Source organism: Cytobacillus oceanisediminis, from assembly GCF_003182355.1.
Classification (GTDB): domain Bacteria; phylum Bacillota; class Bacilli; order Bacillales; family Cytobacillaceae; genus Cytobacillus; species Cytobacillus oceanisediminis_A.
Window position 1 is genome coordinate 81,268 of sequence record NZ_QGTW01000009.1, and the last position, 12,441, is coordinate 93,708.

Here is a 12,441-nt window from a genome sequence, read left to right on the forward strand (position 1 = left end):
TTATTCGAAAATAAACATAATTCCATAATCAAATTCTTATCCAGAGAGGTGGAGGGACTGGCCCTGCGAAGCCTCAGCAACCCCTGATTATTTCAGGAAGGTGCTAATTCCAACAGAGTTAACGCTCTGGGAGATAAGAGGTCGTTTTTGATAATAAAGGCCTCTTATGTTAAGAGGCCTTTTTTTGTTGCCTTTTTAAAGAAGGCTGTATTCGTAAAGTTTGTTGCTTTTGAGTGGTTAGCTGAGTTTAGCCATTGAGTTGATTGGAGCGGAGGGCACTTGACTCCTTGGAAATGCATCCGCATTTTCTTCGTGCGGGTGTATATTCATGGATGTTTATTCAATGTCCTGCGGGAGGAGAGGGGGTAAGAGACCCCACAGGCGAAGCCGAGGAGGCTCTCATTCCTCCCCGTGGAAAGCAAGTTCCAGCAGCGGAAATCAACGGGCATCATTTACAAGCTAAACAACAATCTATGAGAAAACAGCTTAAAAAAAGAATGGGATTTAATGGATGTAAAGATACGATCCATGTAATAGGAGGAATTAGCATAATGGAAAGCGGCGTTATACAGATACCGGAAGCTTACGTGAGGATATTACAAGAATCAGAACTGCTCGGCTTCCAGCAGTCATGTGATAGAAAAACAGGATTTTTACTGAAGGGATTGACTGCCTCAAAACCAGGAGGAACCTTTTTAGAGCTGGGAACAGGTACAGGAGCATCTGCCTCATGGATCATCGATGGAATGGATGAAGGCAGCACACTTACAACAGTTGACATTGATTCGAGCTTGCAATCTATTGCAAGAAAATATCTTGAAGATGATAAAAGGGTATCATTTTGCTGCGAGGACGGAGCAGCTTTTATACAAAACTTGACTGAAAGGTTTGATTTTATCTTTGCAGATACGTGGCCGGGGAAATTCGAGCTGCTAGATAAAACCTTGGACCATTTAAATATTGGAGGTTTTTATGTGATCCATGATGTGTTTCCGCAATCGAAATTGCCTGAAGAATTTAGGATCAAAGCAACTAAACTCCTGAAAACTCTGCAAGACAGACCTGATCTGGACATAACAGAATTAGATTGGTCTACTGGGCTGATACTTGCAGTGAAGACTGCGGTTTGATAGATGAAATTGTTCATTGGAACTGAGGGGGATCGTTCATGAATCTTGTAAAAAATCAGGTTGAACATGTACTGCATGAAGAGGAAAACATTATTGAATGTTTAACCTGTTCATTAGTAGCACATTACTGTCTATCTCCGCAGGCAGGCTTCTTTGCGGCAACGAACAAAAGGCTGCTATTCTATGGAATCCCGGTATCAGAAACAAACAAGGAATTTGTTAAAGTATTTGCATATAGGAATATTACTTCCATTAAAGAGAAAAGAGGAATCACTGGTAAGCATATTCATCTGTACTATAACCAAGACTTGTATAAATTCCAGCAAATTCAGGGAATGAATATGTTTGAGTTTATGGTGGCTGTTAAGGAAAAGATGTGCTTGTTTTCCACTTCAACAAAAGAGCGTTATCCTGTAAGATAAGCGCTCTTTCATCTTAGGTCGTTTGTTTTAATAGATTAAAAAGGGCCAAAATAATTGAATATATGCCTTGAGGGTTATGATAAGAATAGGATGAAATTCTAATTTGTTAAGTACTTTTTCCATGCATTAGCGAGTAAATGGACCCCTCTCTGAATTTCGTTCATAGAGGGTCCGCCATAACCAAGCATGATTTGATGGTTTGGCTTGTGAAGCTGATACATAGGTGAAACAGCATCAATTTCAACACCGGCTGACTTCGCCAGTTGAATTGCTTTAGATTCATTCAATCCTTCGGGTAATGTCATGATGATATGCAAGCCTGCTGTATCGCCAATGATTTCAAATTTCTCTCCCAAATGTTTTGACAGGCTTTCTATTAAACAGCTTCTTTTGGCTCGGTATAAAGTTCTCATTTTTGCAATATGCGATGTATAAAGTCCTTCTTGCATAAAATTTGCAGCAACCTGCTGGTCGATCCTTGAAACAGTCGATTTTTGGTAAGTATTAAACTTTTCAAAGTCTTGTTGAAGAGATGCTGGCATAATTAGATAACTTATACGAAGGGATGGCAGCAATGTTTTTGAAAAGGTACCAAAGTAAAGCACCCGGCCTGTTGAATCCAGATGGGATAATGTTGGGATTGGTGCCCCTTTGTAACGAAATTCAGAATCATAGTCATCCTCGATAATGTAAGCATCCTGTTTTAGTGCCCAATTTAATAGCTCAACCCTTCTGGCAATAGACATAATGGTACCGGTAGGATATTGATGAGCTGGTGTCGTATATAATAATGTTAATGGCTCATCAGGCACACAGCATCCTTCCTCATCCACAGAAACCGGATGACATGGCAGCTGTAATTGCTCAAAAACAGATTTTGCCCGAATAAAACCTGGATCTTCTGTTCCGATGGCTCTCCGGTTAAAAAACAAACATATATTTATTAACTGCTGCTGAAATCCGCTAAATATATATACTTGCTCCGGCTGACAGGCTAGCCCTCTAGCTTGTTGAAGGTATTTTGCAATTTGTACACGCAATGAATATTCTCCCTGCCACGGTGCATTACTTCCATTGGATTCATTAAGCTCTTTTCGGTATAGTCTGTTCCATTGTTTGTAGGGGAAGGCAGAGGCATCAATCTGCCCATTTCTAAAATTAATAACATACTCATGCTGAACCTTTTTCTTCAAAATAGTTGTATTATTCCCGGTAAAGTGCCATTCATCTTGAATTTCCGAAACAAAATATCCTTTTCGTTCAACTGAATAACAGTATCCTTCACTCTGCAGTTGTTCATAAGCCATTTGAACAGTCATGATACTTAAGTTTAGTTGTTCAGCTAAACGTCGTTTTGGAGGAAGTTTAGCATGAGCTAACAGTTTTTTATCTAAAATCGCTATTCGTAATTGTTCATAAATTTGCTTATATTTAGTTTTGTTATCCGAAAGCAGAATTTGAAGTTCCATCAAATCATCCCTTGGTATTATATTAAAATTCATTTTTGGTTATTTTTATCATACCAGAAATAGGTTTTAATAGATGCCAGGAGGGTGATAACATGCAAAAATTAGAAAACAATGTTGTACAGTTAATTCCCATGGAGCTTGAGCATGTTGAAGGAATTTATGAAGCGGCTCAGGATAAACGCATATGGGAGCATATGTCTGTCGATTTAAATGAGAAAAGCTGTGTACTTCAATATGTCCAAGATGCTTTACAAAAACGCGAGCAAGGTACCGATTTTGCTTATGTAATTATAAATAAAAAAACAGAGAACATAATTGGAGCTACCTGGTTTCTCGATATATCAAAACAGCATAAGCGGCTTGAAATCGGTTCAACTTGGATGAACCCTATTCATTGGCGGTCAAATATTAATACAAATTGTAAATATTTATTGTTAAAATATTGCTTTGAAGAACTGTCACTTAACCGTGTACAAATCAAAACAGGGCATGAAAACCTCCGTTCGCAAAAAGCAATAGAACGAATCGGTGCGGTAAAAGAAGGAATTCTTCGAAATCACATGATACGAAAAGAAGGGATCCTTCGTCATACTGTCCTTTATAGTGTGATAAAGGAAGATTGGGGCAAAGTAAAAAAATCCTTCGAAGAACACTTACTTTATTAACTTTTAATTAAGAAAGATAATGATATCATAATCAATTAGGAGATAATCTACAATAACGAACTATATAACTGCTGAGTACGGTTTTCAATTAATGGCGCATTTCTGATAAAAAAAGCTTCTTTCTTCTGAAAAGGGCTATATTTCCGCAGAATGAAATCCCAATGTCTTATTTATTACTGAGATATTGGGATTTTTAATACGCGAATAAGATATAAAATGATACTCAATAAACTTTTATTGTTCGATAGATGAAGAAGAGGATGGCCGCCAAAAAAACCTTAAAGTTTTCATCCCAAACTATTTGTATACTGAATAATTTCGAAACTTTATTGAGGCTTTGGTGGAGCATCTCAGTTGAGAAGCTTATAATTAATAGTAATAACTAATACATCTAATGGAAAGGAGTAGATAGAAGTGAATGCTGCTTCTTTTTTTTCTGAGAACATCAAATTAGCTCTTAAAAATAATCCACCTGGGGATTGGATTCCGAAGCTTCCGGATGATTGTATTCGTCTCCATTGCGGCTATCCCGCACCTGCGCTTGTGCCGGTTGAGGAGGTAAAGGCAGCTGTTAGCAGTCTATTAGAAGAGGAGCAGGATTTACCACTTCATTATATTGGAAGCCCCAAAATTTTAGAGCTAAAGGAACAGGTCATAAAAAGATTGGAAGAGCGGGATATATCTGTTTCGGAAGAAGAGCTTTTGATAACCTCTGGCGCTTGTCAGGCGATCGATTTGATTGCTCGCATTCTCCTGGATGAGGAGTCAATCGTCGCAGTAGAGTCTCCCTCCTATATGGAGGCTTTAGAGATTATTCAAAATTATACGAAGCGTCTGATCAGTATTCCTGTAGATAAGCATGGACTTCAAACTGATGTTTTGGAAGGAATTTTAGCCGAAAGGAAGCGAAATGGGCTTGCCCAGCCGCGTTTTCTATATACTATACCAACTTTTCAAAATCCAACAGGGACGACTATGACAGCAGAACGCAGGCAGCATCTATTGGAGCTGGCCGACAGCTATAATTTCTTAATAGTAGAGGATGATGCGTATGGGGAATTATCATTTTATAAGAATCTGCCAACACTGAAAGCGATGGATAAAATGTCCAGAGTTCTGCATATTGGTTCATTATCCAAGATAGTGGCACCAGGAATGCGTATTGGATGGATAGCAGGAGCAAGGGAAATCATTCATGCATCCGCCTGGTTTAAAAAAGATCTGAACCACCCGTTTGCGCAAGCTACCATGGCTGTATATTTAGCAAACACCGATTTTGAGGCAAAGCTCATAACCTTGAGAGACACATACCGGGGCAAATGTGCCGTTCTACTCTCGGCACTTGAACAGTACCTGCCTGAATCAGCTTCCTGGTATGTGCCAGAAGGCGGTTACTTCGTGTGGATGAAAATTCCTGGTGTCGATACATCGGAAATGTTAACACAAGCGCTATCGGAGGGGGTATCTTTTATTCCTGGTAAATACTTTTTCATGGATCAAACAAATGGAACGGAATTTCTTCGCCTTTCCTTCAGTTATGAGGATGAAAAGGAAATAGTAGAGGGGATTCGCAGACTGGGGAGCGTCGTTGCTTGCCAAGCGGGTCATGGAAAATGATTCAAAGTTGATGAATATTTAAATAAAGCAAAAAAAGTGACAGAAAGAGTTGAAGAAATTGAGAATAATCATTCTTGACTGTCAGCTGATCGAAAAATTAAAGAGGGGTGTTCCTTGATGACAAATAGCAGAATGAATCCCAAGGTTGATGAATTTTTAAGTAAAGCCAAACAGTGGCAGGAAGAATTTAAGAAATTGAGAGATATTGTTCTTGACTGTGAGCTGACAGAAGAATTTAAGTGGATGCATCCATGTTACACGTTTAAGAGTAAAAACATCGTTTTAATCCATGGATTTAAAGAATATTGTGCGCTCCTGTTTCACAAAGGTGCCTTGTTAAAGGATGCCCATGGGATTCTAATCCAGCAAACGGAGAATGTACAGGCGGCACGCCAGATTCGGTTCACCAATGTTCAAGAAATAGCTGAAATGGAAACCATCCTGAAAGTCTATATTAATGAAGCCATTGAAGTTGAAAAAAACGGTTTGGAAATTATACCTAAGGAGCATAAAGAATACATAATTCCCAAAGAACTTGAACATAAATTCGCTGAAATCCCTGCTTTGAAAACTGCTTTTGAAGCATTGACGCCAGGACGGCAAAGAGCATACATTCTTCATTTTTCTCAACCCAAACAATCCAAAACGCGAGAATCAAGGATTGAAAAATGTATGCCGAAAATTCTCGATGGAAAGGGATTAAATGATTGCACTTGTGGATTATCTCAAAAAAAGCCAAACTGTGACGGCTCGCACAAGAACATTCGATAAAAAAAATCAATTATTCAAACTCCAAGGATATTACCTCACTTTGCGTTCATTCACACTTCTTTTTAGATGCAGGTAATATTCAAAATGAAAAAATAAAAGAATGGTATTGCAGTAAAGTGTAACCGGGAAATTATATAGTTGAATTCAGGAAGGAGGAATCAAGTGGAAACAAGTATGAGTGTGGATGAAGTTTATCCGGGATCTCTGAACTTATGGAATCAGAAGGGCAGCCGCCTCGAAAGAAGCAAGTGAAAAAATTAAATTCAGAGCTAATGAAAAATGCATTGTATTATTTTCCGAGCTGGGAAAATGCAGTAGATCAGTCTATAGGATCTTAACCTCAAAGTGTGCATAAAATATTTGCTTTTTATTTACTTGTTCTGCGAAAGTGTTTGTTCAAATGATAAAAAACCACCGAAGGCGTCTGCCTGATACACCTTCGGTGGTTTTTATATAAAGGCTGAATTTTTAGTTCTTGATAAGGTTTAAATGATTGTAATGAAATAGAATGGTGACAAAAATATTACGCCTTAATATTTACAAAATAAAAGATGAGCAAGTCTAATGATTCTTGCTCACCTGGTAATGAAAATTTTAAAATCCCCTGTCCCCATTGAAAATTGAATTTTTAACAATGACGTAATCAACATGGCGGATGGCGTCCAGCTTGTTGCCGCCTGCATATGAAATGGAGGATTGAAGATCCTGCTCCATTTCTTTGAGCGTATCTGCTAATGATCCTTTGTGCTCGACTAAAATTCTCTTGCCTTCAACATTTTTCTTTTCGCCTTTTTGAAATTCTGAGGCTGAACCAAAGTATTCTTTATAAAGCTTTCCGTCTTTCTCATTCTCGATGGTTTTGCCAGGTGACTCCTCATGTCCTGCAAATAAGGAACCGATCATCACCATTGCTGCACCAAATCGAATCGATTTAGCAATATCACCATGTGTGCGAAGACCTCCATCAGCTATTATCGGCTTGCTTGCTGCCTTTGCACACCAGCGAAGTGCAGCTAATTGCCAGCCGCCCGTTCCAAATCCAGTCTTAATCTTTGTGATACATACCTTACCAGGTCCAATTCCAACTTTTGTGGCATCAGCACCAGCATTCTCTAATTCTCTGACTGCTTCCGGGGTTCCGACATTACCAGCAATCACAAAGCTTTGAGGAAGGTATTTCTTAATATGCTGAATCATTTGGATGACAGCATTGGAATGCCCATGAGCGATATCAATGGTAATGTATTCCGGTGACAGATTTTCATCAGCTATTTGCTGGATAAACCCATACTCGCCTTCCTTCACGCCAACACTGATCGAAGCGTATAATCCGCGTGCCTTCATTTCTTTCATAAAAGAAATTCGCTTCTCTGGTTCGAATCGATGCATGATATAGAAATACCCATTCTCCGCTAAGTATATGGCAATTTTCTCATCTACAATCGTCTGCATATTGGCAGGCACCACAGGCAGCTTAAACGCACGTTCCCCTAAAATTACCGTTGTATCACATTCAGATCGGCTATTGACGATACTTTTTGCCGGAATTAATTGAATATCTTCATAATCGAATACATTTTCCATCGTAATCCTCCTAATAAAAACGAAGCTGAATAAGTTATACGCCCATTGTATGAATAGGTTTTTCGGTTTCAATCGATTCTATACAAAAAGGAAGGAAAGCATCATGCAATGCACCAGAGTGCTTTCAATTGGAGTTCATCCGCTAATAAAAAAGAGCTTAGAAAACTCCTAAGCTCAATGGATAATAGGGGGTCGACTTGTGATAGATCGACCAATTACATTTTATACAATTCAGAATGATGTTTCAACCTATTAAAGTAAAAACGCATAAAAGTGATAATGTGTTAAAATAACATTTTTCTTTTATCGCACAATTCCAACTATATACTAAACTACTCTTTATTTTGTAAATGGATTTATGAATCTTTTATTCTTGGAAACTTTTTAATATATGTGAAAGGACATTTGGAGTATTTTAATAAAAAAACTTGCATTTGAGAAAAAGATTGATTAATATTTTAATCGTAATTGTTTCGATTTAATAATAGATAGAAGCATAGCTGGCTAAGCTGTAAATTCCTTAAATCAGGGGAATACATAGAGAAGAAGCAATAAAAGATCTTCTATATTCTTTAAATCGTAATGATTTTGATTTATTGAAGAGTAACCATCCCGCTGCAGGGCAGTGGGGTTAAAAATGATTTTAATCGAGGGGGAAGATCATTGAATAAGAAAATTCGTATTAGCTTAGTACTAATAGTATTTTTGATGCTGCTTACAGCTTGTTCTGCGGAAAACTCCAATTCATCTGCAGAAAGAAATGGTGAAGAAAAAAAGAAAGAGATAACGTTCCTTTCCAATTTTCCAAGTGAAACGCTTGATCCGCATCTGAACTATACGGCTGTCAGGGCAGGAGTAACTGAAACACTGGTGAGAGTCAATCAGGACCAAGAGCTTGAAGCATGGCTTGCGGAAAGCTGGGATACAAGTGATGGGGGACAGACATGGACCTTTCAAATTAGAAAAAATATCACCTTCCAAAATGGGAAGAAAGTAGATGCAGCAGCTGTAAAAGCTTCTTTAGAACGAAACATACAAGTGAGCGAAGCCATGAAAACGGCATTAAAGATTAAGACTATGGAAGCGGAAGGACAAACCCTGATCATTACAACTGAAAAGAAATTGCCACAGTTTCCTTCCGAGCTTGTTCATCCAAACACCGCTATAGTGGATAGTTCCGTGGAGAACATGGAACAAAAACCAATCGGAACTGGCCCTTTCAAAGTTGTTTCTTTTGAACCGAACAGCAAGCTGGAGCTGGAAAAGTATGGAGGTTACTGGGACGGGGAGGTTAAGCTTGATCGGGCAACGATGACCTTCAACGAGGATGCCAATGCCCGGACAACGGCGCTTCAGTCGGGAGATGCAGATATTGTTTACCGCCCGGCTATAGAAAGCATTGAAGTTCTCAAAAGTGATCAATCGATCAAAACGGATGTGGTCTCCAGTCTGCGCACGCACCTTCTAATGTACAACTCAGGTAAAGAAACATTTAAGGACCCTAATGTGAGAAAAGCATTTGATGCCTTGATTGACCGTCAAGTGGTCGCGGACGAGATTATGGCGGGGCAAGCGACGGTGGCTGAAGGACCTTTCCTGGCAGACTCGCCGTTCTCACCAGACTATGAAAAGAAGCTATATAGCATCAAGAAGGCAAAAAAGCATTTAAAAGAAGCAGGATATGAGATAAAAGACGGAAAGATGGTAAAGGACGGCAAAGGGCTTACTCTTAAACTCATGACCTATTCCTATCGTCCTGAACTGCCGTTAATATCACAATTACTGCAATCCAATGCAAAAGAACTGGGAATTGCCATTGAAATTCAGCAAGTTGAAAATATAGACGAGTATTTGGCAGAGAAAACGGACTGGGATCTAGCCACTTACAGCTTGATTACTGCTCCAAGAGGAGATGCGAGCTATTTCCTTAATTCTGCGTATATGGCAGGGGGAGCAATTAATCCAGGGCAAATTCAGAATGATCAGCTTACAGAGCTAATAGAAGGGCTGAATCAAACGTCTGATAATGAAAAACGGAATGAAATATCGAAAGAAGCAATCAAAATCATTGATCAGGAAAAACTGCACTCCTTTCTTGTTCATCCCAATAATTTTGTTGCATATAAGGATTACGTCCTAAATTGGCAGACCAGTACAAGTGAATACTACGCATTAACCAAGGATCTAGATGTGAGGACAAAATGAGACAGGCTGGTAAAAGACTATTTGAGCTTGTGATTTTCCTATTTGTATTATCCTTTATAAGTTTTGTGTTTATGAAAGCTGCCCCGGGGGATCCTGTAAGATACATGCTGAATATAGATGACGTTTCGATTACAGATGAACAGGTTGAAGAACTTAGAAATGAGTTGGGTTTTAATGAACCCATTTATGTCCAGTATTGGAATTGGCTGATCCGATTCTTTCAGTTTGATCTGGGGGAATCTTATATGACGAAACAGCCAGTTTTGAAGGAGCTGCTTAACAAAGTTCCTGACACACTTGCCTTAACCTTTTCCTCAATGGCAGTTATGATGCTGATAGCTGTACCGATTGGAACTCTTGCTGCCTTATATAAGAATAAATGGATTGATCACCTCAGCAGGATTTTTGCTTTAATAGGTGCTTCAATCCCCAGCTTCTGGCTGGGGCTGCTTTTTATGCAGCTGTTTTCTGTGAAACTGGGAATTCTGCCTGCTATGGGAAAGGGAACTTTTCTTCATTTGCTGCTGCCTTCTTTAACATTAGGAATTGCGATGGCTGCTGTCTATGTGCGGCTGTTGAGATCCAGTCTGCTGGAAAGTCTGGGACAGGATTTTATCAGGTCAGCGAGGGCACGAGGGCTTTCACAAACAAGAATTTTTTTCTTCCATGCCTTTCGCCACTGCCTTACCCCGGTTATTACCATCTTTGGGGTAAGTCTCGGGAGTTTGCTTGGCGGAACAGTCATTATTGAAGTTCTTTTTGCATATCCTGGGGTTGGCAAACTGGTGGTAGAAGCAATCGTTAGAAGGGATTATCCGATTATCCAGGGGTATATTCTTTTCATGGGGCTGTTTGTCGTGTTGATTAATTTATTGGTTGATCTTTCGTATCGATACCTGAATCCGGAAATCCGATTGAGGGGTGGAGACAAGGAATGATTAATCGTTTGCGAACAACAAATTCGGTCATTTTACTAATGGGTCTTTTTCTTATTGCCATCATCATTGCTCCTTTTATTGCCCCATTTGACCCGAATCAGGTGAATATGGCGGACCGGTTAAAACCAGTGAGTTTGGAACATTTTTTGGGAACTGACCATTTAGGGAGAGATGTTTTTTCCAGAATATTGGCTGGTGCCCAAACGACGGTTGGTACAAGTTTTCTGGTCTTGGCCATTTCACTGATTCTTGGTGTTCCAATTGGCCTGGTCTCTGGATTTGTCGGAGGGAGATTAGACCGTATTCTTATGAGGGTTGTTGATGCCTTTATGGCGTTCCCTGATTATATTGCCGCGATTATTTTGAGCGGGCTGCTGGGACCGGGGATAGTCAATTTGGTCTTTGCCATTGTAATGGTGAAATGGGTCGGGTATGCCAGATTAGCCAGGAGTACCGTTCTGACTGAAAAACAAAAGGATTATATATTAATAGCTAAAGTCAATGGGGTAGGCTCCATGAATATATTGCGCAGGCATATGATTCCTCATGTTTTAGGGAATGTAATGGTTCTTGCGACCTTGGATGCCGGAAAAATCATTTTAATGATCGCCTCACTTTCCTATATTGGTTTAGGGGCTCAGCCTCCGACTCCAGAATGGGGAGCTATGCTGAACGAGGCGAAGGCATTCTTTTATAATGCCCCGCATTTAATGCTCATTCCCGGTTTAGCCATTATGGTAATTGTCCTTGTTTTTAATTTGTTTGGTGATTATTTAAGAGATTACTATGATGTGAAAAATCAGAACGGAGGCAGATGATGTCTGTTTTAACCATTTCGGATTTAACCATAAAACATAGGGAAGAAACCCTGGTACAAAATATCGGGTTATCCATCAAAGAAGGGGATTGGCTGGCCCTTGTCGGTGAGAGCGGAAGCGGGAAAAGTGTAACAGCTTCCTCCATTGGAGGCTTGCTGCCGCGTGAGCTCATCATTTCGTCTGGCAGCATCCATCTTGGCGGCGTAAATCTCTCCAGCTTAAAGGAAAAAGAATGGCGGACCTATCGCGGGAAAGCCATTTCCTATATTTTTCAGGATTATCAGGGAGCTTTCACCCCATTTTTGACCATCGGCGCTCAATTCGATGAAATGCTAAAAACACATTTGAATGATTCGAAACAACTAAGAAAATCAAGGGCTTTGGAGTGTTTAAACAATGTAAATCTGCCTGGAGAAAGGGTCTATAAAAGCTATCCATTTCAGCTAAGCGGAGGGCAGCTGCAAAGGGCTGCCATTGCCATGGCGACGATACTGAAACCGAAATTGCTCATTGCAGATGAGCCGACAACCGCTCTTGACAGCATCACTGCAGCCCATGTTCTTCAGCTGCTTGACGATCTGCAAAAACAAACAAGCTGCGCAGTTTTATTTATTACTCACGATTTACGGCATGTACAGAAATTCGCCAATAAGATGGCTGTCATGCGAAAGGGAGAGATTGTCGAGTCCGGAATCAAAACGGCGGTACTAAAGCATCCCAAACATGCCTATACGAAAGCATTGATAGCTGCCATTCCTTCTTTGAAGGAGACGAAGGACAGACTGGTAACCATATAAAATGATTAAAAAAAGCGGGTGATTA

At 39.7% G+C, this 12,441-nt stretch carries 11 protein-coding genes and 1 riboswitch; of the genes, 9 read left to right on the forward strand and 2 right to left on the reverse strand.

Going from position 1 to position 12,441, the window contains the following annotated elements; genetic code table 11:
- The first annotated feature begins 33 nt into the window (after window positions 1–33).
- Window positions 34–140, forward strand: a riboswitch (SAM riboswitch).
- Window positions 141–293: 153 nt separating this feature from the next.
- Window positions 294–1,130 (forward strand): O-methyltransferase, encoded by an 837-nt coding sequence (locus DFO73_RS16810; RefSeq protein WP_258309552.1) that lies wholly within the window; start codon window positions 294–296, stop codon window positions 1,128–1,130.
- 38 nt (window positions 1,131–1,168) lie between these two features.
- A complete protein-coding gene (locus DFO73_RS16815) occupies window positions 1,169–1,552 on the forward strand; it encodes a PH domain-containing protein (RefSeq protein ID WP_110065877.1) in 384 nt (127 codons plus the stop codon).
- Window positions 1,553–1,650: 98 nt separating this feature from the next.
- Here the strand turns inward: DFO73_RS16815 and pdxR are convergent, their stop codons facing one another.
- Window positions 1,651–3,021, reverse strand: coding sequence for a MocR-like pyridoxine biosynthesis transcription factor PdxR (gene pdxR / locus DFO73_RS16820; RefSeq protein ID WP_110065878.1), 1,371 nt, complete (start codon window positions 3,019–3,021; stop codon window positions 1,651–1,653).
- A gap of 92 nt (window positions 3,022–3,113) precedes the next feature.
- Here pdxR and DFO73_RS16825 point away from each other — a divergent pair, with 92 nt between their 5' ends.
- The 3 genes from DFO73_RS16825 to DFO73_RS16835 all read left to right on the forward strand — a co-directional run bounded on the left by DFO73_RS16825 (window position 3,114) and on the right by DFO73_RS16835 (window position 6,074).
- A complete protein-coding gene (locus DFO73_RS16825; RefSeq protein WP_110065879.1) occupies window positions 3,114–3,686 on the forward strand; it encodes a GNAT family N-acetyltransferase in 573 nt (190 codons plus the stop codon).
- Window positions 3,687–4,100: 414 nt separating this feature from the next.
- Entirely contained in the window at window positions 4,101–5,303 is a 1,203-nt protein-coding gene (locus DFO73_RS16830) for an aminotransferase-like domain-containing protein (protein WP_110065880.1), read from the forward strand.
- Between the two features lie 117 nt (window positions 5,304–5,420).
- Window positions 5,421–6,074 carry a DUF1801 domain-containing protein gene (locus DFO73_RS16835; protein ID WP_110065881.1) on the forward strand — a complete coding sequence of 218 codons (654 nt, stop codon included), beginning with the start codon at window positions 5,421–5,423 and terminating at the stop codon, window positions 6,072–6,074.
- Window positions 6,075–6,668: 594 nt separating this feature from the next.
- Here DFO73_RS16835 and guaC read toward each other — a convergent pair.
- Entirely contained in the window at window positions 6,669–7,658 is a 990-nt protein-coding gene (guaC, locus tag DFO73_RS16840; RefSeq protein WP_110065882.1) for a GMP reductase, read from the reverse strand.
- A 708-nt stretch (window positions 7,659–8,366) separates the two neighbouring features.
- Here guaC and nikA point away from each other — a divergent pair.
- The 4 genes from nikA to DFO73_RS16860 are packed head-to-tail and all read left to right on the forward strand — an operon-like array spanning window position 8,367 to window position 12,416.
- On the forward strand, window positions 8,367–9,863 hold the full coding sequence (gene nikA / locus DFO73_RS16845; RefSeq protein WP_110066026.1) for a nickel ABC transporter substrate-binding protein: 1,497 nt from the start codon (window positions 8,367–8,369) through the stop codon (window positions 9,861–9,863).
- A complete protein-coding gene (nikB, locus tag DFO73_RS16850; RefSeq protein WP_110065883.1) occupies window positions 9,860–10,801 on the forward strand; it encodes a nickel ABC transporter permease in 942 nt (313 codons plus the stop codon). The genes nikA and nikB overlap by 4 nt, the downstream gene beginning before the upstream one ends.
- On the forward strand, window positions 10,798–11,619 hold the full coding sequence (nikC, locus tag DFO73_RS16855; RefSeq protein ID WP_110065884.1) for a nickel transporter permease: 822 nt from the start codon (window positions 10,798–10,800) through the stop codon (window positions 11,617–11,619). Before nikB ends, nikC begins: the two co-directional genes overlap by 4 nt.
- Entirely contained in the window at window positions 11,619–12,416 is a 798-nt protein-coding gene (locus DFO73_RS16860) for an ABC transporter ATP-binding protein (RefSeq protein WP_110065885.1), read from the forward strand. Before nikC ends, DFO73_RS16860 begins: the two co-directional genes overlap by 1 nt.
- Window positions 12,417–12,441 lie beyond the last annotated feature (25 nt).

Coding starts and splice junctions, on each gene's coding strand:
- DFO73_RS16810 (WP_258309552.1), top strand. CDS start 294: ATGCATCCGCATTTTCTTCGTGCGGGTGTATATTCATGGATGTTTATT.
- DFO73_RS16815 (WP_110065877.1), top strand. CDS start 1,169: ATGAATCTTGTAAAAAATCAGGTTGAACATGTACTGCATGAAGAGGAA.
- pdxR (WP_110065878.1), bottom strand. CDS start 3,021: ATGGAACTTCAAATTCTGCTTTCGGATAACAAAACTAAATATAAGCAA.
- DFO73_RS16825 (WP_110065879.1), top strand. CDS start 3,114: ATGCAAAAATTAGAAAACAATGTTGTACAGTTAATTCCCATGGAGCTT.
- DFO73_RS16835 (WP_110065881.1), top strand. CDS start 5,421: ATGACAAATAGCAGAATGAATCCCAAGGTTGATGAATTTTTAAGTAAA.
- guaC (WP_110065882.1), bottom strand. CDS start 7,658: ATGGAAAATGTATTCGATTATGAAGATATTCAATTAATTCCGGCAAAA.
- nikA (WP_110066026.1), top strand. CDS start 8,367: ATGCTGCTTACAGCTTGTTCTGCGGAAAACTCCAATTCATCTGCAGAA.
- nikB (WP_110065883.1), top strand. CDS start 9,860: ATGAGACAGGCTGGTAAAAGACTATTTGAGCTTGTGATTTTCCTATTT.
- nikC (WP_110065884.1), top strand. CDS start 10,798: ATGATTAATCGTTTGCGAACAACAAATTCGGTCATTTTACTAATGGGT.
- DFO73_RS16860 (WP_110065885.1), top strand. CDS start 11,619: ATGTCTGTTTTAACCATTTCGGATTTAACCATAAAACATAGGGAAGAA.